This window comes from Novosphingobium aquiterrae, assembly GCF_042434435.1.
Taxonomy (GTDB): Bacteria; Pseudomonadota; Alphaproteobacteria; order Sphingomonadales; family Sphingomonadaceae; genus Novosphingobium; species Novosphingobium aquiterrae.
Genome location: NZ_JBHLTL010000005.1, coordinates 110816 through 137430 on the forward strand (window position 1 = coordinate 110816; position 26615 = coordinate 137430).

Annotated in this window: 30 protein-coding genes; 6 read left to right on the forward strand and 24 right to left on the reverse strand. The window is 63.9% G+C overall.

The genetic code is table 11. The features are described from left to right. Nucleotides 1-10 precede the first annotated feature (10 nt). Together ACFFF7_RS09020 and ACFFF7_RS09025 are read right to left on the reverse strand one after the other, a co-directional pair. On the reverse strand, nt 11-712 hold the full coding sequence (locus ACFFF7_RS09020) for a Bax inhibitor-1/YccA family protein (RefSeq protein ID WP_379481156.1): 702 nt from the start codon (nt 710-712) through the stop codon (nt 11-13). A gap of 197 nt (nt 713-909) precedes the next feature. Further along, nucleotides 910-1227: a hypothetical protein gene (locus tag ACFFF7_RS09025; protein WP_379481046.1), complete on the reverse strand. Its 318-nt coding sequence runs from the start codon at nt 1225-1227 to the stop codon at nt 910-912. A gap of 73 nt (nt 1228-1300) precedes the next feature. On the opposite strand from ACFFF7_RS09025, the gene ACFFF7_RS09030 reads away from it, so the two are divergent. Beyond that, nucleotides 1301-1501, forward strand: a complete 201-nt coding sequence (locus ACFFF7_RS09030; protein ID WP_379481047.1) for a hypothetical protein — start codon at nt 1301-1303, stop codon at nt 1499-1501. An 8-nt stretch (nt 1502-1509) separates the two neighbouring features. On the opposite strand, the gene ACFFF7_RS09035 is transcribed toward ACFFF7_RS09030, so the two are convergent. The 20 genes from ACFFF7_RS09035 to ACFFF7_RS09130 all read right to left on the reverse strand — a co-directional run bounded on the left by ACFFF7_RS09035 (nt 1510) and on the right by ACFFF7_RS09130 (nt 21154). After that, complete coding sequence (locus ACFFF7_RS09035) at nt 1510-4326, reverse strand: conjugal transfer protein TraG N-terminal domain-containing protein (protein WP_379481048.1); 2817 nt, start codon at nt 4324-4326, stop codon at nt 1510-1512. 16 nt (nt 4327-4342) lie between these two features. Further along, the gene (locus ACFFF7_RS09040) at nt 4343-5743 is read right to left on the reverse strand and encodes a conjugal transfer protein TraH (protein ID WP_379481157.1); all 1401 of its coding nucleotides are present in this window, start codon (nt 5741-5743) and stop codon (nt 4343-4345) included. Between the two features lie 62 nt (nt 5744-5805). Continuing rightward, on the reverse strand, nt 5806-6621 hold the full coding sequence (locus ACFFF7_RS09045; protein ID WP_379481049.1) for a conjugal transfer protein TraF: 816 nt from the start codon (nt 6619-6621) through the stop codon (nt 5806-5808). A 215-nt stretch (nt 6622-6836) separates the two neighbouring features. Continuing rightward, nucleotides 6837-7172, reverse strand: a complete 336-nt coding sequence (locus ACFFF7_RS09050) for a hypothetical protein (RefSeq protein WP_066701780.1) — start codon at nt 7170-7172, stop codon at nt 6837-6839. A 37-nt stretch (nt 7173-7209) separates the two neighbouring features. Continuing rightward, a complete protein-coding gene (locus ACFFF7_RS09055) occupies nt 7210-9072 on the reverse strand; it encodes a conjugal transfer protein TraN (RefSeq protein ID WP_379481050.1) in 1863 nt (620 codons plus the stop codon). Continuing rightward, on the reverse strand, nt 9072-9815 hold the full coding sequence (gene trbC, locus ACFFF7_RS09060; protein ID WP_379481051.1) for a type-F conjugative transfer system pilin assembly protein TrbC: 744 nt from the start codon (nt 9813-9815) through the stop codon (nt 9072-9074). The genes ACFFF7_RS09055 and trbC overlap by 1 nt, the downstream gene beginning before the upstream one ends. Before the next feature lie 10 nt (nt 9816-9825). Further along, nucleotides 9826-10848, reverse strand: coding sequence for a conjugal transfer pilus assembly protein TraU (gene traU, locus ACFFF7_RS09065; protein WP_379481052.1), 1023 nt, complete (start codon nt 10846-10848; stop codon nt 9826-9828). Beyond that, nucleotides 10845-11117 (reverse strand): hypothetical protein, encoded by a 273-nt coding sequence (locus ACFFF7_RS09070; RefSeq protein WP_008829959.1) that lies wholly within the window; start codon nt 11115-11117, stop codon nt 10845-10847. The genes traU and ACFFF7_RS09070 overlap by 4 nt, the downstream gene beginning before the upstream one ends. Beyond that, nucleotides 11117-11770: a type-F conjugative transfer system protein TraW gene (traW, locus tag ACFFF7_RS09075; protein ID WP_379481053.1), complete on the reverse strand. Its 654-nt coding sequence runs from the start codon at nt 11768-11770 to the stop codon at nt 11117-11119. The genes ACFFF7_RS09070 and traW overlap by 1 nt, the downstream gene beginning before the upstream one ends. Further along, nucleotides 11767-12330, reverse strand: a complete 564-nt coding sequence (locus ACFFF7_RS09080; protein WP_379481054.1) for a S26 family signal peptidase — start codon at nt 12328-12330, stop codon at nt 11767-11769. Before ACFFF7_RS09080 ends, traW begins: the two co-directional genes overlap by 4 nt. Next, nucleotides 12311-12958 (reverse strand): TrbI F-type domain-containing protein, encoded by a 648-nt coding sequence (locus ACFFF7_RS09085; RefSeq protein WP_379481055.1) that lies wholly within the window; start codon nt 12956-12958, stop codon nt 12311-12313. Before ACFFF7_RS09085 ends, ACFFF7_RS09080 begins: the two co-directional genes overlap by 20 nt. Beyond that, on the reverse strand, nt 12951-13325 hold the full coding sequence (locus tag ACFFF7_RS09090) for a hypothetical protein (protein WP_008829963.1): 375 nt from the start codon (nt 13323-13325) through the stop codon (nt 12951-12953). The genes ACFFF7_RS09085 and ACFFF7_RS09090 overlap by 8 nt, the downstream gene beginning before the upstream one ends. 5 nt (nt 13326-13330) lie before the next feature. Then, complete coding sequence (traC, locus tag ACFFF7_RS09095) at nt 13331-15925, reverse strand: type IV secretion system protein TraC (protein ID WP_379481056.1); 2595 nt, start codon at nt 15923-15925, stop codon at nt 13331-13333. Between the two features lies 1 nt (nt 15926). Then, on the reverse strand, nt 15927-16919 hold the full coding sequence (locus ACFFF7_RS09100) for a TraV family lipoprotein (protein WP_379481057.1): 993 nt from the start codon (nt 16917-16919) through the stop codon (nt 15927-15929). Continuing rightward, complete coding sequence (locus tag ACFFF7_RS09105; RefSeq protein WP_379481058.1) at nt 16916-17797, reverse strand: DsbC family protein; 882 nt, start codon at nt 17795-17797, stop codon at nt 16916-16918. Before ACFFF7_RS09105 ends, ACFFF7_RS09100 begins: the two co-directional genes overlap by 4 nt. After that, nucleotides 17784-19115, reverse strand: a complete 1332-nt coding sequence (locus tag ACFFF7_RS09110; RefSeq protein ID WP_379481059.1) for a TraB/VirB10 family protein — start codon at nt 19113-19115, stop codon at nt 17784-17786. Before ACFFF7_RS09110 ends, ACFFF7_RS09105 begins: the two co-directional genes overlap by 14 nt. 4 nt (nt 19116-19119) lie before the next feature. Continuing rightward, nucleotides 19120-19923: a type-F conjugative transfer system secretin TraK gene (locus ACFFF7_RS09115; protein WP_379481060.1), complete on the reverse strand. Its 804-nt coding sequence runs from the start codon at nt 19921-19923 to the stop codon at nt 19120-19122. Next, entirely contained in the window at nt 19920-20486 is a 567-nt protein-coding gene (locus ACFFF7_RS09120) for a type IV conjugative transfer system protein TraE (RefSeq protein ID WP_095687387.1), read from the reverse strand. The genes ACFFF7_RS09115 and ACFFF7_RS09120 overlap by 4 nt, the downstream gene beginning before the upstream one ends. Before the next feature lies 1 nt (nt 20487). Then, nucleotides 20488-20778, reverse strand: coding sequence for a type IV conjugative transfer system protein TraL (gene traL / locus ACFFF7_RS09125; RefSeq protein WP_008832027.1), 291 nt, complete (start codon nt 20776-20778; stop codon nt 20488-20490). Nucleotides 20779-20833: 55 nt separating this feature from the next. After that, the gene (locus ACFFF7_RS09130) at nt 20834-21154 is read right to left on the reverse strand and encodes a TrbC/VirB2 family protein (RefSeq protein WP_041380237.1); all 321 of its coding nucleotides are present in this window, start codon (nt 21152-21154) and stop codon (nt 20834-20836) included. Nucleotides 21155-21515: 361 nt separating this feature from the next. Between ACFFF7_RS09130 and ACFFF7_RS09135 the strand changes: the two genes are divergently transcribed. Then, nucleotides 21516-22028 carry a hypothetical protein gene (locus ACFFF7_RS09135; protein WP_379481061.1) on the forward strand — a complete coding sequence of 171 codons (513 nt, stop codon included), beginning with the start codon at nt 21516-21518 and terminating at the stop codon, nt 22026-22028. Between the two features lie 95 nt (nt 22029-22123). Next, nucleotides 22124-22672: a hypothetical protein gene (locus ACFFF7_RS09140; protein ID WP_008832024.1), complete on the forward strand. Its 549-nt coding sequence runs from the start codon at nt 22124-22126 to the stop codon at nt 22670-22672. A 55-nt stretch (nt 22673-22727) separates the two neighbouring features. Here ACFFF7_RS09140 and ACFFF7_RS09145 read toward each other — a convergent pair whose 3' ends face one another. Further along, nucleotides 22728-23729 (reverse strand): lytic transglycosylase domain-containing protein, encoded by a 1002-nt coding sequence (locus tag ACFFF7_RS09145; RefSeq protein WP_379481062.1) that lies wholly within the window; start codon nt 23727-23729, stop codon nt 22728-22730. Between the two features lie 110 nt (nt 23730-23839). Between ACFFF7_RS09145 and ACFFF7_RS09150 the strand changes: the two genes are divergently transcribed. Next, nucleotides 23840-25135: a DUF8535 domain-containing protein gene (locus ACFFF7_RS09150; RefSeq protein ID WP_379481063.1), complete on the forward strand. Its 1296-nt coding sequence runs from the start codon at nt 23840-23842 to the stop codon at nt 25133-25135. Nucleotides 25136-25181: 46 nt separating this feature from the next. On the opposite strand, the gene ACFFF7_RS09155 is transcribed toward ACFFF7_RS09150, so the two are convergent. Further along, a complete protein-coding gene (locus ACFFF7_RS09155; RefSeq protein WP_379481064.1) occupies nt 25182-25451 on the reverse strand; it encodes a hypothetical protein in 270 nt (89 codons plus the stop codon). 166 nt (nt 25452-25617) lie between these two features. Here ACFFF7_RS09155 and ACFFF7_RS09160 point away from each other — a divergent pair, with 166 nt between their 5' ends. After that, nucleotides 25618-25956, forward strand: coding sequence for a hypothetical protein (locus tag ACFFF7_RS09160; protein ID WP_379481065.1), 339 nt, complete (start codon nt 25618-25620; stop codon nt 25954-25956). 147 nt (nt 25957-26103) lie between these two features. After that, nucleotides 26104-26607, forward strand: coding sequence for a DUF983 domain-containing protein (locus ACFFF7_RS09165; RefSeq protein ID WP_379481066.1), 504 nt, complete (start codon nt 26104-26106; stop codon nt 26605-26607). Nucleotides 26608-26615: the final 8 nt, after the last annotated feature.

The following is a 26615-nucleotide window of genomic DNA, read 5'->3' on the forward strand; positions in this document are numbered from 1 at the left end:
CCGTCCTCCTTTATTCGCGCCGCTGACCCATGAAGGTCAGCAGCAACTGGAACAGGTTGATCAGGTTGAGATAGAGCGAGAGTGCGCCAACGATGGCGAGTTTGCTTGCCTCTTCCTGCCCGGCATAGGCGTAATACTCGTTCCTGAGACGCTGTGTATCCCAGGCCGTCAGGCCGGTGAACACCACGATGCCCGCGATCGAGAAAAGCATCTGCAGCGTCGAGGATCCCAGAAACAGGTTGACGATGCTGGCCGCCACGATAGCGAGCAGGCCAACCATCAGGATGGGGGCCCAACGCGACAGGTCAGCGCCGGTGGTATAGCCCCACAGACTCATCGCCGCGAACACCGCCGCGGCCGTAAAGAAGGCGAGCGCAATGCTCTCGCCCGTGAACATCAGGAAGATGCTTGCCATCGAAACGCCCATGACGCCGGCGAAGACGAAATAGGCTGTCCGGGCCATGGCGGCCGACATCTGATGTAGGCCGAACGATAGCAGGAGTACGAAGGCTAGAGGCGCAAAGATCGCCACCCACTTTAGCGGCGTGCCGAAAATGGGCTCGTACAAGGCCGGCGTGGACGCGACGCCAAACGCGACCAGACCAGTAAGGGCAAGACCAAGCGCCATGTTGCGATAGATGCCGATCATGTGGTTTCGCAGGCCGGCATCGAAGCCCCGGTCGATGGGGCTTGCCCTGCGCTGCGAAGGCATCGTCCGATTGAACAATGAATCCATAGCTCTCTCCATCGATTAAGACGACAGATCGCGCTGGCGCAGCGAGAGGCTTATAGCGAACCGCAACACCGAGCACGCCCGGTGCGCCGGCCTGTCGTTCAGTGCGACACGCCCGGCCCACGAGCCGAAAAATGTGTTTCAGTTTCCGTGGTTTCAAGACCTGTGCCCTGCCTCTATCCGGCCGTATAAAGGACACCCGCGAGCGAAACGCAGAATACGGACAGCCACATGAAAATCTGGCTGAAGACGTGCATGACGACGCCGACCCAGCTGTAGTGTCGCCTGAGCACGGCGGCCGATCCAACGGCAACGAAAAAGACGATCAATGCCGACGCGGAAGGTGTGGGATCACGTGGGAGCGTTTCGTCAAACAGCGGCAGCAGCCCTAGCGCTGAAACGAGGAGCCACGAAAACACAAATGCCAGGTTGCTCGACAGGTCGAGGTCCTTAGGAAGCGTGTCGCCAACCGGGGTTGAATTTGGCCTAAACAAGGTTCGTTGTCCGTCGCCGGGACTTGAGAGGTGGCGGCGTTTCGGATATATTTTCTGAGCTTAGGAGATTTCTATGTCGTTCGACATCGATACCTACATCCGCACCCAAGGTTTGACCGGTGGCCCGATAATCACGGGTAAGGTTGATGAACCGATTCCGACCCTCGAGCCATTTACTGACGAAGAGGGGGAAGTTACGCTCGGGGGTAAGATTGGCTATCTGCTTGCTTACGGAGTGGCAGCGGGCGCGCTCGGCTATTGGTTTTTGATGTAGTTCATCGCTCATTTCCGAAGCTCGGGATCCAGGAAGAAACCTTTATCGTGGCCCTCATTCACCTCCGACTGAATGCGGGAGGCGCCCTGCATATTGGAAGCTCTCCCCGCTTGTGCGGCTGCTCGATCCCCGTCTAGCGCAGCTTTGCCTGACGAAATCACAGCTGCTGCTACTCCGGGATCGCCTGCACTAGGCCCGGCCGGAATGCCGCCAGAACCATGCGGATGATAGGTGGCCCTGACATCGGCCGCGGAGGACACGCCGGTGCGGTGCACATCAACGAGATCAGGCTCGTTCAGGCTTCCACGGATTTCCTCGTAGATCGCTTCACGCTTCTCCGACATCCACCGCTGCACCATCTCATCCCGGACACTGCGCTGATGCTCGGAAAGGTCCGTCGCCCAAATTTCGGGAGCACCCAGACCAGGATTTGCCGCCTGCTGCGCACGGTACCAGTTTGCGAGGTCCTGGCTGAGGTTCGTGCTGAGCTGCATGCCATGACTCTCGGCCCAACTGGCGTCGCGAGACAGCTGCTGGGACAATTCCTCCAGCTTGCGCGCGGATTCCTGATATGAGCGCGCGCGGGAGAGGGCGTCTTCAGTGCTTACCGAAGCCGACGAAGTCTGCGAGGCGCGACTGAACACGCCACTCCGGCTGTAGGTACCGTCCGAGGAGCTCGCGCCGGTACCGTTCGAATGCTCGTCGCGTACCCCGCTGGAAGCGGTGTTGGAGCTATCGGTGGAATTGGTCTGCCCGGTGCTTCTTTGCAGCTGCTCTTGCTGCGTTCCAGACTTAGATACGTCTCCCGAGATTCCTGGGAGGCGTCCAAACCTGCCACCGTTGCCGCCCTTCGTGCCCGAACCTCCTGCTTGCGGTCCTCCCAGTCCTGCCGAGAGTCTGCCGGTTACGACGTCTGCAGTAACTGCACTTCGATCATGACTATCCGAAACCCGTTCGGACTGGCTCGTCGAGGATCGATCTTCCAGCCCCTGAGAACTGCTTCCCGTTCTACGGTCGAACTGTTCGATCGAAGTGTTGGCCTGGCGGCCGCTGCTCGAGTCCCACCCAGACGACCGCTCGGTCGAGGTTCCGAATGCGCTGCGATTGGTATGGGTCGAAGTCAGAATGTCGTTTGCGGCGTTTTCATAAGCCTGCGACTGACGGTGCGCCTCGTTCGCCATTTCGCGCCATTCGGCGACGGCGCCCGACGACATTGTCGGCGTGAATGCCAGGCGTGAAATAGCGCCGCCCGTATCGAAGACCTCTTGCCCGTTGCCAAAGCCATTGATCAGCGCGCCATTGTCCTGGCGCCAACTCGTCATCGGCGCGCCGCCCATATAGCTCGGCGCCTTGGTCCACTGGTCGCTCTGCTGCATGTTGGAGGTCGAGTTCGCCCAGCTGACATTCCCATAGGAATAGTTGCCGGTCGTCTGTTCGAGGGCAGCGGCTTCGGCGGCGTTCTGTGCGGGCGCGAGCATGGACATGGACTGGCCGGCGATAGACATCGCGCCGCGCGCCAGTCCGGCCGCGAGGAACGGGACCGACATCAGCATGAACCCTGCGATCGTCGCAGTCTCACCGTTCACGGCGCCGATGCCTGCGAAAGTGCCGAGCGTAACGCCGCCCGATGCGATGCCGGTCGCCGCGGTCTCGGCGCGCGTCATGCATATCATATGCAGGATAACGTAAAGCGGGCCCCAGGCAGCCAGGTAGAAGAAGCCGACAGCGTAGCCCTTGAGCGCGCTCAGCCCGGTTTGCGGCATTAGGAAGAGCGGGAAGATGACCGGGAACATCGCAAAGAACACGACTGTCAGAACGATGTTGAGGATCGGCACCCAGGCCATCGCCTGTTGCGCAATCGAATTGTAGGTGTTGCGGGCCTGTACGTCGGCACGGGTCTGCGCGAACGTGTCGATCGCCGCCGCCCCCGTGCCACCCGCCATGGAGTTGCGCGCCTGCATGAATGCGTTGATCGCAGTGTTCTGCCGCATATAGTCGGCGTAGCTGCTTCCCGACCCCGTGAAAGCCTGGTTCACAATAGGAACATCATGCTTCAGCTTGTCGGCGGCAAGCGCGTTGCTGAGCTTGGGGTAGACCTCTTTCGCCCAGATCGGGGTATTGGCCTCGATCATGTTGGCCCACTGACCCGAAAGACCGTCATAGGCCTGGCGGCACGTCACGATATAGCTCGTGACCGCGCCGCTGCCGTCCTTTTCGAGCCATTCCTGGGAGCGTGCTTCCGAGCCCGGGCCAATCGCGGCCCAAAGGTCCTGCGCCTTCGACAGCTCGGTCAGCGATTTCTGGTTGAGCATGACGTCGCCGAACACACAATTCTTGAAATGCTTCTCGAGATTGGTCGCAAACTCGGCGTCGCGGATCACGAAGTTGCGCGTCGCATCGAACAGCCTCGCGCCATAAACCATGCCATTGGTCGTGTAATTGAGCTCGCCGGGCATCACGAACACGGTCTCGGCGGTGCGGGTCATCCAGTCGCCGATCTGCGTGGTGAAGCTCGCCAGCACGCCCAGCCCCAACGGCACGTTGTCGATCGTCGCCGGCGCGAGCGACGGATTTACCCGGTCTGTTACCTTGATGTCGACGGTCGGCACCATGAGGCACAGATAGATCGCCGTGGCCTGGAGAAACCAGTTCATCCACGCTTTGTAGTTGAGTGTGAAGGCCACAACGAGAAGCGAATAGATGAGGCCCATGACCATCACGACCCGGAGCAGAGCGCGATAGCCCCCGCCCCCCGACCAGGCCGCTACAGCATTGAAGGTGTTGACCAGATATTCGCCGCCACCGACCGTGAAGACCTCTAGCATCGCCTGTTCCCCGGCTTCAGTTCAGCCCCTGCGAGCTCAGCCCGCGCGAGAAGTTCAGCGCCGAAGCCATGCCCGGCGTCATCGAATTCTGCAGGGTGGACTCGAGCATCATGCTGCGGTTGATGAGCTGCATCGTGACCTGCAGCTTGTTGTTGAGCTTGACGTCGCGCTGCGCGTATTTGGCCCGAGCCGCGGCGATCTGCGCCTTCCACTGGGCCGCGGTAGCCTGGTCGAAGGTCTGGTAGTGGACTTGGCTTTGCTCGACCCGGTCCATCATATTGTCGAGCATAGCGGTGAGCAGGTCGACCGCGACGATCTCCGACATTGCCTGGATCTCGCCGGGCGACAGCGAGTAATGCGCATAAGCCTGGACGCTCAGGATCTTGAAGATCGGCACCGTCGCGATGTTCAGAAGCTGCTTTTCCGCGGCATCGAGAGGCGTGTCGCTGCGGATCTTGTCGTTCATCGACTGGATCAGCGCTTCGATCCGGGGGCGCAACGCGGACGATGCTGGCACCGACAGCGTCTGCTCGCCGACCTCGTAGCAGTTCTCGTCATTGCATTTGAGGAGCTTCACCGGCGGCGCATCGGCCGTACCATCCAGGAGCGCGGTTACCACGGCGTCTTCGGCCGGGCCGATCATCACGACCTTGCCGCCGACACTCGGATCGTCCGACGGCTTCGTGATTACCGTGCCCACCAGGGTCATGATGAATTCGGAGAAGCTCTGGTCGAATGCTCCAAACTTCCCTGCCTTCTTCAAGGCCTCCCAGGTATAGTTATGCGGCTCGCCGACAAGTTGGTCCTTCATCGACGCATCGCTGTTTCCGGCGATCGTGTTATCGCGCTGGTTGCCATTGTTGCAGCCCTGCCGTGAGGCGGCCCAGTCCGAGAATATGCCCTGGCTGTTGCCGATGGCTTCGCAGATGGTCGAGCGGGTGGTGTCCATCTGCGGCCAGATGCCGCCAACCAGCGCCTGGGCGGTCTCGCAGCTCGAGATGTTCATCTGGTTGAGGAGCTGCGCCTTCTGGCTGAACTCGTCCATCACCTTGCCGATTTCAGGAGAGACGGAATCGATCGCGAGCTTGAAGGCAAAGCCGAGCGCGTTGTTGGCGGTGGCCTTGAGCATCGCCACGATCTCGGAGGCGTTGATGAAGGAGAAGGACCCCGAAAAGAGGTCGATGCCGCCGCAGCCCGCCCTGGCGCTGGGCAACTGCAGGTTGAACGGCGACACCGACTTTTGCGGGAAGCGCGTCCAGACATTGCCCATCGAATAGTAGCCGGCCGACTGGCCCTGGAAGGCGCTGGGGCCCGTCACATTGGCCGCACCGCCCGCGTCGTTGAAGAAGCTGTTCATCTGGCCCGCGACATCGGCATGGGCAACGCCCACCAGCGCGAAATGCGATGCCGCCAATATGGCGGCGCCGTGACAGAGGCGCCGGATCGCCGCCCGTGCCCGTCCGGAACTCTTGCGTGCCATCAGTAGTCACTCCCCACCTTGGTGTTGGTGAGCATGAAGATCCGGTCCATGATCTCATCGGCGCTGAGGATGCCGTACCCGACCGGGATCGTCCGCTTCGTCTGGGTGTCGAACAGGACCAGCGCCGGCGTTTCGTTGCCGGTCAGTCCCATGCGGGCACGCTGGCCCGTGTCGACGACATAGTTGGGAAATTCCTTGTTCGGACCGCCGTCCATCGAGACCGCCATAACCGCCATCCGATGGCTGTCGGCGACCGAGCGCAGGATCGGCGCGAAGAGTTCGCAGGCGCCGCAGCTTTGCGCATAGAAATAGAAAAGCCCGTAGCGCTGGCTGAGGCTCGTCAGGACAGCATCCCGATCCGCCTTGCGATTGTCGAGCCAGGCCCGTTTGCCGACCGTCGAAACCGGACGCTGCAGCGTGTAGTCGATGTCGGGATGCTGCCAGAGAGCGCGCTGCCACGTATCGGCGAAAGTCGAGGCCCGGTCGAGCTGCTCGCGCTGGAAGCGCACATAGGCGATGACATTCTCTTCGGAGGGGTCAAGGATCGCGCGGGCCTTGAGCTCATCAAGTTCCTTCGCAATCGCGGCCATGCGTTCGGCAGCCGAGGGCTCGGGCGCCTGCGGCGACGCCGGGCGGGTCTCGCGCGGTTTGGGTTTCGAGCAATAGAACCATTGCCCCAGGCGGCGCTCGCCACAATAGAAGTCGTCGGGCGATTGCCCGTCGATCGTGTCGCGGCCTGCCCCTGCCTCCTGCGCGTCAACAGCCATGGGCATCAGCGCCAGAACCACTGCGCAAATCCTAGTGAACTTCGACATGGCTCGGGATCCTTTCCTGCGGCTGTGGCGCAGCGGCAAAGTGAGGCACGGAAGGGGGGACGGCGGACGGGTCGAGCGCCCGGGGGGGGACGCAGCAATCGGACAAGTCGGCGTCCTTCGCTGCGCGGCACGGCGAACTTCTCGCCGGCGCAGGCTCGGGCGGCGGCTGTGCGCCTGGGCCCGTCAGCGTCAGCACCAAGGCGAAGATGACGGGATCAATTATCGGCAGGGCCATTGTCCAATTCTCCCCTGGTAAGGCGCAGCACCGACATCATCAGCGCCACGTCGATGAGGCGGGTGCCCTGATCGAGCATCCGGATAATTCCCTCCACGAGCGGCCGCGCAGCGCGGCGGCCCTGCTCGCTCGCCTTCACGGCCTCGCCGACCGGCGTCAGCCAGCCACGGCTCACCATGCCGGGGACCAGCAGCGCGACCTGATCGGCGGGCATGTCGCCGAACCAGCCATGCATGACCGCGAAAATCTCGCTTGCTCGTATGGGAGTGCGGGCGCGGAAGGCGCAGACGAAGATCGACAGCTCGAGAACCGTCATCGCGCTTTCGTCCCCGGCATCCCGGGGTAGCCCCGGGTCATTTGCCGTGGAGATCATAGTAATCCTGTATCTTCGACTGAATGTCCGTCATCGTCTGGACTTCGTCGGGAAGCTTTGCTGCATCCAGGAAGTCCGAATAGATTTCGGTGAAATCCATCACCGAGAGGTCGAGCGAGGCGAACTCCTCGATCGTGAAACCCTGGCACTGCTCCTTCTTGGGCGCCCCCCAGGGCTTTCCCAACTGCACCCGGCCCTGCTCCTGGAGGATTCGCGACAGCTTGCTCTCAAAGCAGCAATAGGCCGTGCGCTTGGTCTTGCAGATGCCCAGGAAACTCGATGAGCAGTAGGTGCCCAGATTGTGGCAAAAGCCCATCCGGTCCTTGATATCGAGCCTCATCTCGTCCTGAGAACAGGCGAACAACACGAGGAACGGCGTGGCGAAGGCCGCGATCGCAGCCGGCCCGCCGGCCAGTGCGGCGGCGCCCGCCGCTACCGGCACCAATCCCGAAACCTTGCCGGCACAGCAGTTGATGAGGCCAAATACCGGTTTGTGGCAGGTCTCGCGTGTGCCGGAAAACACCCGATAATTGGTCTCGTCGAACTCCTTGCCGGCCTGGTCGATCGAGTGCAGCGCCACCAGCGCATCCTTGAATTCGGTCGAGGCCTGCCGTTCGATCGGCTCGCAGTCGCCGTTGATGCAATAGACGTCGTCGCCGCAGATATATTGTGGGGCGTCGGCCGAGGTGCCCGACGGCGTCGGGCAGCGATAGATCTTCTCCTGGACCTTGCAGGGGCCGCCGTCAGGATCCTCGTCCAGGCATTCGGTGCGCTGATAGGTGCAACTGCCATTGGCTTCGAGTTCCGAGCAGTCGTTGGCCGACGAAATGGTGTGGCACTGGTAGCTGCGCTGCCACGCCCAGCACGGCTGCGTGACAGGTACACCATCGACTATCCGGGTAACCGGATCGCTTGCCGTGCAGATCTCCGATTCCAGCGCGCAGTTGCTGTCGCCGGCATAGGCCGCGCAGAGACCCTCGTTGCGGGTGATGACGGGAACCGCCGGTTCCTCCTGCCTGGTCAGCCAGTAGTTGCCGGTGGAAATCACCGTGCCGGGGTGATAGGCGCCCTCCGTAATCCCTTGCGCTTCAGCGCTGCACTTCACTTCGACGGCCGTGTGGCCCAGGCTCTTGCAGGTGTCGGCAGCCGTGTAGCCGTAGGCCGCCATATTGTCGCAATAGTCGATGGGTCGGCTTTCCCAGCAGACTCCCGAGGCGATTTCATCGTCGAACGCGGCACGGGCCGGATAGGGGCCGCCATCGCTCGGCAGGAAACTTAAACGGCCGGTGTAATAGGTGTAGATCGTCCGCTTATCGGTACGCACATCCAGATTGACGGTGCAATTGCGGGCGTTGGTCGTTACCTTGGCGCCCGCGTTGCAACTCGCTTCATAATAGCCGCTCGTGCCCGATCCAGGCGGAAGCGCGGTGCAGCTTCCGCTCGTCCCGCCATAAGCCTCTCCCGCCAGATAGGTGGAGGGATCTTCCTCAATGGTGGTCGCGCGATTGGTCGTCGAAAGAATCTCAGCATTGCTGAAGGTCGGGCGCACATGGCCGCTGTCGGTCGTGATCTGGTACTGCTCGCTACTCGACTTGAGCGCCTGGGCATCGTTGATCAGCTTGTCCGGGTCATCGAAATAGCTGCCCTGCGGGAGGGTCGTTCCCGAGAAGCCCGGCACGGCTTCGGCCTGCGCGTTGTCGCTGGGCACCAGGACCGGATTGGCCTTGGCCGCGGTTCCCATGGCCTTTCCCTGCTCGCGCGCTTCCTCCAGCGTGGTCTGCGCCTGCGCGGGGAAGCTGGCCCCGGCCAGGACCGCCAGACTGATTGCGATCGCGAGGCGCATCAGCGCTGCGCCCGCATATTCGAGAGGCCAACGGCGGCAACGCGGGCGCCGGGACCATTACCGTCGGCAAAGCTGCTGAGCGCATACTCCACCGTGACATTGCCCGTCATGCGGTCATAGGGCGGCACCTTGGTCTGACAGGAAAAGCCGGCGCACAGGTCGAAATCGGACGACACGGCAACATAGGTCGGGACCGCCTGCACATCGAAGGCTCGGAACAGTCGCGGATCCACGCCGACATTGGCGAATTCGTCCTGGCGCTCGACGATCTGCCCGAGCCGAGCCGAAAACTCCTTCATGCTGTTATTCGGAAAGCCGCGGAACACCACGACGCCGCCAGCGCGCGCCGTATCGCGGATAAGCGGCTTCAGCGACTGCGGCGGCATTGAGAGACTGGCAAAGACGATGAATTGCGGCGCCTCGCCACTCTTGACGCTGGCATTGCCCGCGGCGCCTTGCACGATCTCATCGAAATCGATCGCGCCATCCGGCCCCTTGGGCAGATCCTTGGCCGCGACCTGCCGCATATTTTCAGTGCCGGCTTCACGCACCGCGACGGCTTCCTCGCGGAACTGGTCGCCACGATCCTTGACGTGGTTCACGAAGGCTTCGGCATCCGCGGCGAGGTCGACCGAGCGCTTCTTGATGGCCTGCACGTCGAGACCGTCCACGGTCTGGGCGAGCAGCGCCGAAACACCGGCGGTAGCAAGCAGGGCAGTAACGCCCCAGGCAGCGAAACGCATCGACCCCTCCCTACAGGACACAACAGTTGCGCTTGCGCCAGACGAGGTAGCCCATGTCCTCGCCGCCGGCGGGATAGGCGCGACCCGCATCGGGCGGCATCGTGGAAGCCCCGATTGCGGAGCAGGCGAACCGCCCGCTTACGGTCGGGATCGGATTGACCATCTGGAAGCGATATTGCTGCTTGCGCATGATCGGCATGAGGTACTTCTTGCAGAGGCCCTTCGAGCCCATCGTCCCCCAGGCCAGCGCCTCGCGGTGCATCTTGTAGGCGAAGCGGGAGACCGCCAGCCGCGACGACTGGACATGGCCGATCGAGGCCGGGACATTGCCGTTGAGCGGGTACATCGAACCCTGGCAACCCGCGCACCAGAAGAGCGGATCGAGCGGTAGGTTGACCGTCCCGGCAATGCAGTCACCCGCGCAGGCGGCCTGAGCGATCGGATTGGCGAAGATGATCGCTTCGGGGTTAATCAGCGTGGTGAGAGCATCGTCCTGCCAGAGCGGATCGATCTCGGTCATATAGGCGATGTCGAAGCTCGCCTGCTCGAAGCAGACGAAGTCGGTCAGAATCTCCATCCAGTAGAGCAGAGGATAGACGTACCAGTGCACATGCCACTTGGCCGTGCTTTGCGACCGCCCGCCGACCATCGAGGGACCGGCGAGATAGCCCTGCCCGATATCAAACCCGGGGGCGATGCGAATACCGCCCAGGTTCGGGAAGCACCACGGCTTCATCGTCACATCGGCCAGGCGAGCCGGCTCCCAGAAACCGACGGCAATGCCAATGCGCGGCAACGGATCCGCGCAGGCGCAGACCGGCGAGGCGGGATTGCTGGTATCGGGCCGGCCGCTCGGCCAGATCTTGAGGCCGCCCACCGACAGGGGAAAGAGGCACGACCAGCAGACGTCGGTGATCGGATTGACGAACTTGCCGTTGCAGGTCGGTCCGGCCGCTTGCGCTGGCGCCGCAAAAAGCATCAGCGTCAGGGAAAGCGACACAGCGCCGAGCAGGGATCGAAGACCGCGCGTCATTCTCGCTCTCCCAATTGATCGAGATAGGCCGTGTCAGCGCGCTGCTTGCGAGCCAGATACAGCGCTGTGTAGAGCGCCGTGCCGACGAGCAGCGCGAGGGCCACCGCCGCCACGGCCGGGCGGCCGACCCATTGGCGCAGCGGGCCGAACCCACCGACCACGAGCGCGAGAAGGATGCACAACGCCTGCCAGGTTCGGCGCATGCGGCGCAGGTCGCTTGTCTCGGGCGCGGCCATCGGCGTGCGCAGGAGGTCGAGCCACAAGGGCATCAGCCCGCCCTCCCCTTGAGCGCATGTTCGGTGACCCGCATCACGCGGCCCGCCTGGCTGACGACGGCGGGCGTGTGCTCGATGCCGAAGCGGCCGGTGAGCTTGCCCTCCTGGTCGAAATAGAAGCGCCGCTTGCGCTGCGACATCGCCTCGATCGGCGATCCCTTCACGAAGATGATCTTCGCCTTCACGTCGCTATATTTGCCGCAGGCCCAGGCCAACTGCTCGGCATTGTCCCCATCGACGAAGACAAGATCCTGATGAATGCCGACGAAATCGAGCGGGTTCACCTTCTGACCCGCCCTTGCGATCATATTCCCCTTCTGGTCGCGGACATCATGGTCGATGCGAACCGAGGGATCGAAATCCCAGCTGCGCGTCTCCTGGGCCGGCGAGATACCGGCGACGGGATCTGGCCGCCGCACCTTAGCCTCGACCCGCTTGGCGAAAAGCGCGTTGGTTCGCGCCAGTTCGCCGCTCGCTTCGGCACGGCGCAGCCGCGCCTCGATCGTCGCGAGCAGATCAGGCTCGATGATTGGAAAGGCCTGCCCTGCCGTTCCATAGTCGCGCGCCTCGCTGGCGGAGCCGACAAGAAGCAGGGTCGTGCCGCCCAGGCATGCGGTCGTCGCCGCCAGCAGGATGGTGCGCCTCATAGGAGCGGCTCCCCGGTCCCGATAATCTGGCGCACGCAGACGAATCCGATGTCGGCATAGCGGCTGTCGAACCCGTCCTTGTGCGGCGTCCCGACAAAATAGCAGCCCGCCGGGACCGGCCCGGTCGCGCCGGGCGTCAACAGCTCGCCCAGGCGCGAGGCTCGCTTCATGCGCGCCACCAGGCGCCCGCCGATCAGGACGTCGTTGCCGCTATGGGAAACGACATCGCCGGGGAGACCATAAACCAGCTTGCCGAACATAGCGGGCCGCGCTCCGAAATGGCGATGGACGAGAGGGGTCGCGGGCGGGTCGAAGAAAACATAGTCACCGCGGGCCGGCAGTCGGCCCCGATCGATGAGGAACGCCCAGTTGGGCAGGGACTCGCTCGTGTTGATGAGGAAGGCATGACGATCGCGCCAATCCGCGATCGCGCCCAGAACCACGGTGCCGACCGACAGGAGCCCCAGCGCCGTCCAGAGATGCTTGCGCGGTCGCCAGGCCGGCGCGGCGCGCGCCGGCACCATCGGGGTTTCGCCCTTGTCACTGAGCAGGGCCGACATCGGGCGCTCCAAAGCTCGAGACGGTGGCTCCCTGGGCACCAACGGGCGGGGGAAGAACGGAGGGAACCGGTTGGGCAGTGGCTTGTGCGGCGCTCGCCGGCGCGGTCGTCCGCGGATCCTGCGGCACGGGCATCTCGGGCGACGCCTGCAGGCTCATTTGCTGCAGGCGCTGCAGCTCCTCGGCCGTTATTCGCTTGGGTATCGGCACGCCCGAGGCATAGACTGCCTTCTTCACTGTTTCCGTGATGTCATCGACATTCTTGCTGAGCACGGCCTCGCCGACGAGGATGACGTCGCCATGGGCGCTGCGACGCGCAAGCTCCTTGTCGAGCGATGCCATGAAGGCCTGCATCTCGGCCTTGACCCGCTCAGGTGGCGATGCCGAGTAGCGCTGCGCCTCGACATATTCGCCGACCAGTTCGGAGAGCTTGACCGAGACGATATGATCGGGCCTGGCACTCACCTGCCGGGTCACCCACATCGCCCAGACGAGGGACGCGAGCAGCAGGAGCCCACCCAGCATCTGCCAGCGGGTCAATCCTGCGAAAAGGGCCGCGCGGCGCGAGCGCGTGGCTTTGCCCGACGGCGCGGGGACGGGAGGAAGATCGAGTTCAGCCTGCTCAGCCATGGGAACGGTTCCCTTCAGACACATGACGCGGAATGATGAGATGTCGGCGCAGCACGATGATCGCGCCGGCCAGGAGAAGCTGCGCGCCGGCCAGCACCTGCTTGAAGGATGCGATGCGCGCTGGGTCCGCGGCGACGTAGCGGCTCGCCATATTGGCCAGCTGGTGCATCATGCCGTCGACCGAGAAGCCGCCAATCGCGAGGAAGAAGAGGAAGAACAGTCCCCAGCTGATCAGCAGCGACGACAGGGCGAAACCGAAAAGGTGGAGATACCAATAGAGGATGGTGCGCAGGTCGAGCCGGATGCGCGGGCTAGCCGGGGCCGATGGGCTGGGCTTAAGGGTCTCTTCTCGCGGGATCGTTGCCACCGGGCCTACTCCGCGGCGATTGCGACGTCGGGATCACTCTCCGCGTTCGCCGCCCACTTCTCGGGATTGTCGGGAAAGGCGATGCGCTCGATCGCTTCGTCCATGCTGAGACCCTCGCCGATCAGCGCCTCGATGCGGGCGAAGGTCTGCGGGCTCGAGGAAAACAATGTGGCCGAATAGGGATCCAGGACCAGGCGACCCACCGCCAGCGTCTCGGGTCCCTTGATCATGATGTCCGAATATTCGAAGCCGTTACGCTTCAAGGAGCGCAGCAGCGCATCGGTATAATCGTCCATCTCGAAGCGATCATGCTTCTTGAAATCGGCTATCGTTTCCGGCTTCTGCTGCAGGATGACGAACCAGTCGCTGTTCTCCAGCGCCGCGATCGACCCCGCCGACTTGTAATAGTCGTTCAGCGACTGCGTGGCGGTGACGAGCGAAGCGCCATATTTGCGGCAGGTGCGCGCATAGGTCTCGATGAAGTCGGCCATGGCCCCGCCGCGCAGCAGCTGCCAGGCTTCATCCAGCAGCAAGGCCTTGGGGATTGCGCGATCGACCTTGCGCATCACCTGCTGCGACATGAACATGATGGCGGTGAGGACCACGCTGCGCAGTTCTTCGCGCGCCGATAGATCCGAGAGCTCGAAGACGGTGAGCTGCGCCTTCAGTTCGAAGCTGACCTCCCCCTGGAAGAACCGGCCGTAGGTGCCCGCCGCCGAGAAGGGGCGCATCGCAATACCGAGGTCGTGCGCGAGCGCGTTGCCGGTTGCATTGAGCGCCTCGATCACAAGGTCGATCGATCCTCTTCGGCCGTGCGCCTCCCACACCGTGTTGACCGCGCCATCGATGAGGCCGCGCTCGGTGTCGTTGAGACGGTCGATGTGGCGCGACATCTGGTTCACGATGGCCTTGAGCATCGCCATGCAGTCGAGCAGATAGTCCTCATCTTCCGCCGCCTGGGCCTCGTCGATCATCGAGAAGGGATTGAGGCAGAAGCCCGAGCTCATGGTGAATTCCACGAAGGCGCCGCCCTGCAATTTGGCCGAATGCTCGAACGATCGGCCATCGTCGATCACGACCACCTTTGCGCCAGCGCCGCACAGCGAGGCGCACAGCTCTTGCAGGGCCACCGACTTGCCCGATCCCGATTTGCCGAAGACCGCGACATTGTGGTTGCCCGCCGCGTTTTCGAAGGGTGACCAGAAGAAGGGCTGGCCGCGCCGTCCCACCATCAGGAGATGCGGCACATGGCCGCCCAGATATTCGCCCTGGAGCGGCGCGAGATTGGCGGCGGTGGTCGTGAGCAGCGTGCGCATGCGCTTCATCCGCTCGAGATCGCGCGACAGGCCGTTGGCCATCGTCATGGGCATGGCGCAGAGCAGGCCCATCACCTGCAGGTAGCGGTCGTCGAGCAGGTCCCAGCCCGCCGCGCGGTAGACGGATTTGAGCACGCGTTCGTTGGCGTCGCCGCGTCCCTTGGGCGAGAAGGAAGTGACCGAAAAGAACACCCGCACGAGCTTGCGGCCCTGCCGGATCTCGTCGTTGACGAAGCGCCACTCCTGGCTCTGGTCGCGCAGCTGCGGCAGGAAACGCGCGGACTTGGAATCGGCGAGACTCGTCGTCCGCATGAACTTGAAGCTCGCCTTGTTCGACGAGGCTTGGGTGTCCGGATATTCAACGCACAGGTTCGTCGCGACCGGGCATGGCATGCGCAGCTTGTCGGTGAACATGTCGCCCACCAGCTTCGCCATGTCCCAGGGCGCCCAGCGACTGGGCAGGTTGCGCACCGAGAAGGAGCGCACGTCGAAGACATCGGGATAGATTTCGCCGATCTCCGGGGCGCCTTCGTGGACCTTGCCGGTCGGCCGGAACCGCTCGGTGCGCAGTAGCATCCGGTCGGGTTCGACCCGGAGCTCGATGTCGCGGCGAATGGCCTGGTCGGCGATGGGATCGAAGGGATTGTAGCTGACGACGTCCTCGCCGGCAGCCGTGGTCGGTGAGGTGATGTCGTCGATCCAGGCGATCAGCGCGACCGGATCCATGCGCCGGGTCGTGACCCCCACCGAAGCCAGCGCGGAGACGAGGCCCTCCATGACCGAGACGATGTCGTCATCGGACACCGACGAGCTCTCGGGCGTCGAATAGGAGATCGCCACGCGGTGATGGCGCAGGCAAAAGGGCGCGTCCTTCGAGAGCGACTGCCATACGCCGTCGCTCAGGAAATCGACCCGGTGCTTGGCCATCCGTTCGTAGACGCCGCGTGCGGCATAGCGCGGCAGATACCATTTGCTCAGCGCCTCACCCACACGCGGGCTCATCCACTGATGAAACTGGATGCAGCCCGGCGCGGGAATGCCTTCCGACAGGAACTGCGTGATGATCTCCGCGGTGCGCTCGTCCGCGCCCACCATCGGGGCGGCCTCGATCACGAATCCGCGCGAGGCGCTGTTGTAGAAGATCCCCGTCTTGGGATCGTAGCTGCGATAGGGCAGCCAATGCGCCAGCATGGGAACGCCAAGCGCGGGCCGGTCATCATCAGGACGCGCGGCATCGCCAAAGAGCCCCGAAAGCATGCTGTCGAAAAAGCCGCCTTTCGCCATGTCAGTTCTCCTCCGCGACGGCGCCGGGAAATGAGGCCGAATTCACCGTGGGCTTGAGCACCGGCCGCAGATCGGGCGCCTGCGCGCCCGTGGCTGCTCCCCGCGCACCATCCTGTGCCTGCGACGCCACCGCCTGGTACCGGCTATCGGCTTTCACCCGCGCCGCCGCTTCCGCGCCAGCGGCCGTCTTGGCGGGAGCGCCAGGGACTGCCGCAGCCGGCGGAGCGGACGGGACCGCACGCGCCGGCGGTGCAGCCGCTGCTGAGGAAGGGGCAGTCGGCGCGGCGGGCGAGACCGGGGCGCTCCCGGGTTGCGCGGGCGTTGCCGCGACCTTGCGCCGCGCCCGCGCATCGGGCCTTGGCGTCAACCGGGCCGCGACATCGCTCTTGATGCTGGCAACCGGGTCCGCCGTCACGCGCGCCCGCGCGGCGGCGACAGCCGCCGGGTCAGGCAGGCCTTCGGCGGAAGAGAGGCGCTGCGTCTCAGCGCGATCGACCGCGTCGGCGAGCGTCTCGCCCGCATAGGCCGCGGCGCGCTCATTGCGGGAGGACAGGCCAGACGCGTCCGCGATAGCCTGCTGCTGCCACTCGCCCTGCGCAACCACGGCATGGACGGCACTCGTCTCATGCAGCCGGCCGCGCTCGTCGATATAAGGCTGAAAGACGATCCGCAGCACTTTCTCACGCGTGCGGCCCGCCTCTCCGATCGACACCGGCAAGCGCCGCGGGCTTGCCACCGCCGTCCGGGCGCCTTTTCCTGCTCCCATGTCGGGATCGCGATAGGGTCCCGCCCGTGACGGCACGGCGTCCGGTGCTTCAGCCGTGATGAGGGCCAGTGCCCGGTCGTCGATCGATGACGACGGCGCGCAAATTCCGTCCGGCGCAGGGCAGGAAAAACTCCCCGCGATATTGCTGCCGAACGATGCGCAGCCCCCCATGAGTGGCAGGACGGCGAGCGCCAGGCCAGCATGCCAGTGCGTGGCGCGGCCCTTCACGACTTGGCTCCCTTCAGCCACGCTTCGAGCACGTCCTTGGGCCGGTAGCCCTCAAGCATGGCGCCGTCGCTGCGGACGATCACCGGGGTCCCGCTCAGTCCATGGCTACGGGCAAATTGCTCGTTGGCGTCGAGACCGCGCGTGTCGCATTTGCCGCCGCTTTCGAACGGCGCACCGGAATAGGCGGCGTGAAGCGCCTCTTCCCGGTTCTTGGCGCAATAGACGCGGTCGGCCAGATCCCGGCTGCCCAGGACCGAAATGGGCCGTTCGATGACCTTGACGTCCATGCTGCGCAGCACGCTGGTAAGCGCGCGGCAGTAGCCGCAGCGAAAATCGGTAAAGACCGTGACCGACTGGCTCGATGCCTTGTTGCCCCAGACGATCGCTCCGTCGCGGGGCAGCCCCGCGAGCGACAGCGTGGCCGGCCGCACTGGCACGGAGACACGGCGCGCGGCGGCTGTCGGTGCGACGGGAGAAGCTTCCGCCTCGCCGTCGAGGGCGGCCGTCGCATTGGCCTTGGCCGCGCCGCCGACCAGCATGTCGGGGTTCATCTCCAGGAGGCGTGCGGCCGTCACGTCCTGCCGCGTTTCCATGTCGTAGACCCGGCCGATGACGAGATAGCGGGCGCCTCGATCGACATAGAAGAGGTTGGCGCCGGCGGTCACTTCGCACAGCCCTGCGACCTTGGCGCAGTTGACAGCGCTGATCTCGGTCTTGGGGAGCCGGGCCTTGAGCAGGCCAGCGACCTGGCTGTCTTCGGTCGGCACGGCGGCGGCAGCGATGGCTGCAGCGCCCAGTCCCACAACGGGCAGGGCGATGAGGCCATAGGACCAGGGCGTGCGCGCAGCAGCGGCGCGAAGGCGATCAGTTACGGACATAGACACCCTCCAAGAAGACGATTTCGACATCGATGCCGGTCGGCATCTCGATCACCGGCTGATACTGTTCGGCGCGCTCGATCAGATATTTCGAGACCATGTCGCCGGTCTGGGCGACGCCTTCCCCGAAGCCACCCTCCAGGATCTCGCCCGCCGAGAGTTTGTCGCGCTTGCCATTTGTGGTGATGTTGGTGCCCTGGAACACCGAATTGGCGTTTGCGGAGAAACCGCGGCCAAAGCCACCGAAGAGGCCGGCAATGAAGGCTTGCGTCACCAGCCCGCCTTCGCGCGAGACCACCCGGCCGCGCACCCCGGTCTTGCCGCCGAAGGCGATGAAGCCCTTGACCTCCGAGACCGCATAGCGGCCGCCGGGCTGCGGACAGGTCATCTTCTGCAATTTGACGTAGACCTTCTCAGCCGAAAGGTCGCCGCGCGCCGCCCCGTTGATGAGGCAGCCCTCGATCTTCGTGGTGAGCAGGCGCCCGTTCTGGAAGACGCTGCGTGCAGGGCCCGTCACGCGCAGCACGACCGGAAGCGGGTCGGACTGGCTGTTGACGCCGGCACTGGCATCGACGCCGACGATCACCTTGGCGGATGCGAAGCTGTTGGGCGGCAGGTAATTGACGCTGTCGGTATAGACCGTGTTGCCCTTGGCGACGCGCGAGGCATTGCCGGTCTCGGTGGTCTGGAAGTTCACCATCTTGACCTCCGCGCCGCCCATCGGCGCGCCGGCGGGCCCGGTTGCCCCCGGCGTGCCATCGGGCCGCCGATAGGCCTGGGTCCCGCCGGGTCCGTAGAGCGCGGTTGGACCTGGCTGGGGCGGCGGTGCCGCCCGCTGCTGCGCCGCCTCGCGCTTGAGCCGTTCGTTCTCGGCCTGGTAGGCGGAGAAGACCCGCTGGCCATCAGCCTGAAGGGCCTGGTTCTGCCCTTTCAGCGCTTCGACCTGGGCTGCCAGTGCGTCGACGCGGTTCTGCTGCGCATTCACCGACTTCAGCTGGTTTTCCATCGACTGGAACTGGTTCTCGGACATCCCCATCCACTCCTGTTGGGAGAGGTTGCGGTTCACGAGATCCTTGGTCGACACCTCGACCTTTTCGCCGTCGTCCTCTTCAGCCGCGTCCTTATCGTTGCCCCCAAAGATCCAGAAGGACGAGAGCACCAGCCCCGCGCCGGCAACGCCCGCGAGCAACAACCGCTGCTTCTTGCGGGTCGCCTCGTTGCTGCCGATTTCGCCGGTTACCGGAGAAACATTCTCTGTTTCTTCGTCGGGACCGTCCAGGGTGCGACGGGTGCGCGAGAAAATGTCCGCGAGTGCCATATGACTACCTCCCGATCTGCGAGACGAGATAGGCCGTGGTGACCTTGCCGGGCGCGAGCGTCGGCTCGGCGATGGAGACGGCGAGCGCGCTGCGCGGCGCGACCGCGCCTTCGTTGAGCGCGATCGGCGCGTTGCTCATATTCTCGATGCGCAGAACCTTGCCGGTAAGCTCCTGCCCCCGATATTCCGCGATCATCTGGACCTTGAGCCCGCCGACGAAGACCGGGCGCAAAGTGCGCTGCCGCATCTCGTAGCCATCGACTATGCTGTTGGAATACATCGCCTGAACGAGTTCGACGGCTGCATCCTGCGGGCCGGCCTTGATCGTGGCGGCGACCGCCTCACCCGACCGATCTTTCGCGATCGCCGGATTCGAAACGAAGACCTGCGCCGCCTGCTCGCCGCCAATGCGGCAAACGAACTTGTAGACATAGCCGCGCTTGGTCGTGCCGAAGAAGGAGAGCGCGGGCCGCCCGAAACCCTCGGGTACCGACAGATAGATGTCGCCGCGCACCGGTTCGTTGACGACGCTGAAATCGTCCGTCGGATTGCCGGTGGAGATCTTCGAGACGCTGGCGAACTCGTCCTCGACGAGGCTGATGCGGGTCAGGTCCTTGGCCGACGCCTGGCAGTCGACCTGGCTGCTGTCGGACGCCATGATCGTCTGATCCGCCCAGGCGGGCTCGGCGATCAGGAGCAGGCCGACCGCGACCAAACCCGCGCCCATGAAACGGCTCGCGTGGCAATAATATCGGGAGCACAAGGCGGCGCCGGCAGCCGTGCTGCCGATGGCGATAGCACTCATCATTGATCTCCTTCCTCGGCTTTGGACACCATCCCGAAGCCGACGAGCTGCAGCGAGACGCCCGAATATTTCCATTTGAAGCGGAAGGTCCGGCGGTCCTTGGAGATGACCTTGCTGCCTACGATCGTGTGCAGGTCGCCCGTCACGTCCGAGGTCAGATTGTCCGGATCGAGCTTCATCGACTGGATCGCGAAGAACTGCGCGATCGAGGAACCGCGCTGCTCGTTGACGATCTTGAGAAGGTCCGCCTTGAGCCGCCCCTGTGCGCTTGGCGCCGTGATATCGAGAACCGACTTCATCCAGTATTCCAGGTTGCTGGGCGATCGATCGAGGGTCAGCACCGCGGCATCGCGGGTAACCATCTCGAGATACTCGCGGCTGACCCCGGCGCTGCTGACTGTGAGCGGCGACCGCAGGATCGGTTGCAAGACAATCTCCCGATCCCGGGTCGCAACCATCAGGAAGAGGATGGCGGTAAGCGCTGCGAGCACGCCGGCGATGGCGACGAAGAGGTTGCGCTGCTTGAGAACGCGCTGGCTTTGCGCGTGGCTGTTGGCGATCTCCATGTCAGCCGGCCATCAGTCGAAGGTAGGAGGGCGGTGTCGCCTTCATGCCGGTAAACCCGGCCGGAAGATGCCAATAGGCCATGTGCAGCAGCCAGGATGCCGCCCGTCCCGCCTTAGCGCGCTTCAAGCCCCACCAGCCTGCTCCAGCGAGCAAAATGCCGATAAGGATATGCTGAGACAGGATCCCCCAGGTGAACGGAATCACCATCGCGAGGAACTCATCCAGGGTCCACAGCCCGATCAGTTCTGGATCATCCAGATGAGTTGGAATGACATATTTGTCCGCAGACATCGCACCACCCTCCATTTGGACCGCCGGCGCTGCTACGCCGCCGGCCCGAACCACGTCAGATCGTTGCGGTGACGGTCGAGGTGACGATCGGCACGCCGGTGCCGGCACCCACGCCGACGCCCACCGGGATGGCGATCTGACCCATCGAGAAGCGGCCCGAGGCGAGCGCCACCACGCCGCCGGCGAGGCTGAGCACGGTGATGATCTTGCCGCCCGATCCCTCGAGGAAGTCGGTGAACTTGGTGAGCGCGGTGTCGAAGGTGGTGTCGGCGCCGGCGAAGGCCGGTCCGGCAAACATGAGCAGCGCGAAGGCCAGCGCCGCGATCACGAGGATCGCAAGCTCCGCCCGGCCGCCATGCTTCAGTACCTGTTGCATGAGCATTTCCTTCCGATTGAGACGCGGCGGTTCCGCGCCCAATCGAAGGCTGTCCCCTCGCTCGCCGGCCGGGCAACCTTCCCCGGCTCGGCGCGTTGCGGGAGGCATGAATTTTTCTTCCCGCCCGAGTCGCTTGGCGCTGCGCGCGAACCGCTTCGGTACGCGCTGCGAGCCGGGGTGGCCCGCCGTGCAGACCAGGACGGCCACCAGCGCGCGCCACGCTGGCCCGAAATCCGAGCCACCCGCGCGACTCGCGAAAATTTGCGATAAGATTGGTTAACGGTTAAGTTCTACCGCGGAATCGGCATGAGGTTCGTGCCGCGTAGCAAGGACGCGGGATCCGGCACTCCAGGGGGGTCGAGTGGGGCAGGGTTACAAAACGTCACAGGGACAGGACGCGGCGGGAGTGGGTTTCCCCCGACAGGTCAGCATCGATATTTCCGAGCACTTCTTTCGCCTCACCACCGAAAGCGTGCGGCTGCGCTCGAACGAAACCCATTCATACCAGACGCTGGCGACGCTGGTGAATGCGCGCGCGGCGTCCGCCGCGGCCATGGATCATGATTCCGAGGTGCTTCGCTCGCATCTCGACAAGATCCCCACCGAAGGCGGCATTCGTATCAAACTGCGCGTGACCGCAAGCAGCGCCGAGAACCTCAGTGAGGCCCAGCATATTCTGGCCAGGCAACTCGGGCAGGGCATGTCCGCCGGCGACATGCTGTCGCTTCTCCTGTTCGACTATATCGTCGAGCAGAAGGCGAAGGCCGTCGTGGCGAAGCTGCGCGAACAGGGGCTCGATTTACCACCTGCCAAGACCGCCGGAAAAATTGCGAGCGATTCGCAACAGACAAGTCCGTCCGTTCCAATGGCTTAGCCGATACCTGTAAAGAAATTCAGGTCAGAGGTTGTTGCAAAGCGTTTCCCGCTGTGATTTGGTGCTCTTACGGAGCAGGATCAGGGGGCCGGTTCATGACATCCCTTGCCAGCAGCGGGGCACCTTCCTCGACGGACGAAAGCAAGTCCGCTGAAGAGAGCGCTGCGATCCCCTTCAGGGATTATATTCCTTACATTCTTCAGGCGATGTCGGATCAAAATGTGAGCGTGCGGAAACTGGCGCTCAAGACCGGCATCAGACGCAACCGCCTGTCTAATCTTCTGCGGCCCACCGCCGATCCTTCCACCCGCGAGAGCATGACGCTCGTCGAGTTCCAGACGATCCTTCATGTCCTTCAAATCGGGTTCATCCAGGCCGTTCTCGGTGTCGAAACTCTTCGCGATCTGGATCTTCTCCATGACGGCCGATTCTCGACGATGATGCAGATGATTTCCGAGGTGTTCGCGAGCCTGCCGCTCTCGCTTGTCCATGCACTCAACGAAGTGGAAGGCATGGATGGCACCGAGATCCGCCGCGAATGGGCAGGCCCCTTGCGCGACGGCGTCGTTGATCGGGTGGTACGCGAGGTCATAGCGATCATCGAGCGTCGCGCCCGCATGGAACAGAGCTTCCGCCTGGATTGATCGTCGGACGCCGTCCGCGCGGTTCGCACCGGCGTCCGTTGCCTCGGGTCTCGGCTCAGAAGCGCGAAACGATCGCGCTGCGTCCATTGAAACGCGGAGATGTTGGAGCCGGCGGCAACGATGGGCCGGTGACATTGGCCGTCCGCGTGAAACCGCTCAGACGCCGCCAGTTGAGGAGGATATCGTCGACATAGGCCTGGGTCTCGGCGATGCGCGGCACCTGGCCGCCCCGCACCCGTCCCGGCCCGGCATTATAGGCCGCCAACGCCAGATGGACTTGGCCGAAGCGATCGAGCTGGCTGCGCAGATAGCGCGCGCCGCCGTGCAGATTCTGCTCGATATCGTAGCGATCCACGCCCAGCCCCGCCGCGGTGCCGGGCATGAGCTGCGTCAATCCATAGGCGTTTTTCGGCGAAACGGCCCGGTCATTGTAGCGACTTTCCCGGATGATCATGGCGTCGAAAAGGCCGACCGGGATGCCATATTGGCACGCGATCGCGCTCATCATTCCGTAATAGCCCGCCCGGCGGATCTCCGCCTGCGCACTGAGAAAGCCGGCTGGCCGATAGCCTGCGGCATAGCATCCTGGCGTGTAGCGGGTTGCGGCGCTGGCAAAGGCCAGTCCGCCGCGCATCCACGCAGGGACGGGTATCGCCTCCAGCGTCGGCTCGGCAGAAACGCCGGGCGCGGCCGCAACTGGCGGCGCCGCCCCGGAAGCCGACACGTCGACCGGCGAGGTCTCGCCGGGGGCCACGGCCGCTTGCCCATAAGTCTGCGCCATCTGGAACTGCACCCATTTGCGGCTGAGATCATGAACGCTGAACGAAGCTGGAAGCGCGGCTGGACGTGCCGCAGCGGGTGGTGCTCCTTCGTCCACCGCCGGCTTGTCCGGGCGATCTGTGCCATCTGGGCCCGCAGCGGCCGACAGGCGTGGCGGCGCCGGCACGCCCATCGTGATGAGCTGAACGGTGCGCGGCGAACCTTGCGGGCTGGCGGCGGCAAGCGGGGCTGCGAGGGTGATGGTGAGCAGCGGTGCAGCGAGGAGCGCGGTCTTCATAAAACCTCCCGAAACCTGTCCTTGCCAGAGTGGAGGTCAACCCAAATCCCGTTGTCAATCCCGCGCCCCCTGGTCAGACTTTGCCCATTGCGCTCCAGAAGGGCTCCTCCATGTGGCTTATCGACCGGCAGGGCGACGGACAGAAAGGTCGTCGCATCCCCCTTCCCGACCTGGTGCGATCCGCACTGGTGCGCTGGTATATGGGCGAAGGCTCGCGCGGCGATGAAGAGGCAGGGATCGCGCTTGTCCAACAAGCCCGGATCGGCGCCAAGTGGATCGCATGCGACTGCCTGGGGCCCGACACCCGGCCGCCGGTCCTGACCCCTGCCTTTCTGTCAGAAGCTGAAACCTATTATCTGCGGCGCCTGACGGGCGCCGACCGGCCCGAGCATCGTCCGCAATGCCCCTTCTTCCGCGAGCAGGCGACCAATCGCATTTCGGAAATCCGCACGCCCCATTCGCCGGCCGATCCCCCGGAAGGCTATTTCGAAGTGCTGCGCCCAGCCCCTGAGAAGCTCGCGCAGAAGCCGCAGGCCGACAGTATCGACGACAGGACGCGCAATGCGACGGTGCCGCGTCTCGCCCGACTTCTCTGGCGGCTTATGACCCTGGCCGGTGTCCAGCGCACGCCGCCGCTTGGGGCGGAGCCGCCCGAACGCTCCATTGCGCAAGAATTCAGGGCCTTGAGCGCGGCGGCCGCGCGGATCGAGCTTGCACCCGGCATCGAGCTCGGTCGCGCCTTATGGACACACGCCCGTCCCTTTCACAGCAATCGCGTTTTCGCAGGCCTGCGCGCGCTATCCCATCAGTGGCCACCGGGTCACGCACCGCAGGCGTTCCTCGCGCTCTACGCAACAGCGGTGCAGGGTGCGACCATCCATGTCGCGGGCGCCGAGCCGCTGGTGCTCGCTAATCGGGTGCAGTCGCCATCGATCCGCGGCAACCCGATCAAAGGTCCTTACCTGGTGCTGGTCGTGGTCGGCGAATATCCCGAAGCCGACGGCTATGCAGCGCTGCGCGCCTATGCGCAGCCCATCGTCTCAGGCCAGCGTTTCGTGCCGGTTGCCTCCGAATTCGAGCGATCTCTCTATCGCAGCCTGCTCGACGCGCGACGCGCGCTCGATCGTCTCGGCATCGACCTGGTGATCGAAAAGCCGCTCTTCGACCATTTGACCCCGCAAGGCCCCTGTCGGCCCGACTTCCGGCTTGAAGCGCTATCGAGGGAGACCGGCGAGATCCGGCAGCTGGTCGTTGCGGCGCAGAGCCCGCTCGACGAGAACTATCTGGCGGTGAAAGCCGCCATCCATCCGCGCCTCGAGACGATCGCGCCGCTGATAAGCCTGGGGCCCGACGCGCTCGAACGCGGTGCCGTACCGGATATCGTACGAACCGCCCTAGGCCTGTGAGCCCGGCGCATCTGACAATTGTGATGCGGCTAGCGCGCCCCTCTGCTCAGGACCAGCGGAGCGTCGCGGCAAACCATGCCACGATGCACAAGGTGACCGGCGTCGACAGCAAATAGAGTTTCTGCCAGCGCCACCAGGTCCGGGGCAGGAACAATGCTGCTCCACGCACATCGTGGATCTGGCGCCAGGCACGCTCTTGAACCAGCTGTCCGATAAGCACCGCGACCGACAGCGAAACCGCGAGCGCGCAGCACAGGCCGACGCCAACGTAAATCGCAAGCCAATTGGCAATTTCCATCTGCGTCAACTGCGCCATGATTCTCTATGTCTTTCTTGCCATGTCCAGTACGCGCTTGAGACGACACCTGTTCCCGCGCGTTCGACACTTCCTAGCACAAGCATATTGGCAAATGGTTTAGCTCCAAAATGGTCTTAATTCAGCCTGTTGAACCCGCTCATTCTTTGCCCATCTTGCCCGGAGGGTGAATGAAGGCCGCACGGGGTGCCTGAAGCGTCGCGGGTTCGTGCGGAATCCCACGAAAGGCAACGTTTCAAGGGCGAAGAAGGCTGTGCTGGCTACGGTATTGGTGATCGTCTTCCAGGGGACGGAGAAGGTAGGCATCTATGACGATCAGCCAGCGGCCAGCGCGGCCTTGTGGAGCTTCGTCGACGCGCATTGGGACGAGGCGCACCATGGTCCCGCACCAGATACGAGGAGCGAGGCGCAACTGAACCTCTTCTTTGCCGGAGAGGGCGACAGCTATGTCATTGCAGAGGCGGATCTGGGCGACGCAGCGCAAGCGCTCGGCTCGCCGCTCTAAATCAAATCGACCGCACACACCGGACGGCACAATGATGGTTTATACATCATAAGTGCGCCTTCACATTTGAGTCTAAAAGCCCTATGATTGCTGGGGCAGTCTGCTGTCTACCGCCCCGCCCTTGTCTCTCTCATCGATAGCAGCGAGATGATCTTGCCTGATTTCACCCGAACGCTGTTCGATCGCCGTGATCGTCCGGGCGGCCCCCCGCCTGCCCAGTTCGTTGTGCCGAAACGGCGAGACTGCGCTCTGCCCGAAACGCTGGGCACCGCCGCGCTGCGCGGCCTGCGCGGCCGCTGCCCAAGGTGCGGCGAAGCGCACCTATTCCACCGATTTCTCAAACCCGTGACCATCTGCGCGCACTGCGGCCAGGACTGGAGCCATCAACGCGCGGACGACTTCCCGGCCTATGTGGCGATCATCGTGACCGGTCACATCATGGCGCCCCTCATCATCGCGCTGGCCCGCGATTTCGCGCTCTCGGTCACCGCCATGATGGCAATCATCGTACCGCTGACGCTTGTTCTGCTCCTTGGCCTGCTGCAGCCCGCCAAAGGCGCAATTATCGCGCTGCAGTGGTGGTGGGGCATGCATGGCTTCGAGAAGGAGCGAATAGCAGGGGCGGCCGAGGCTGGGGACGATGAACCGTAAAGGTCGCG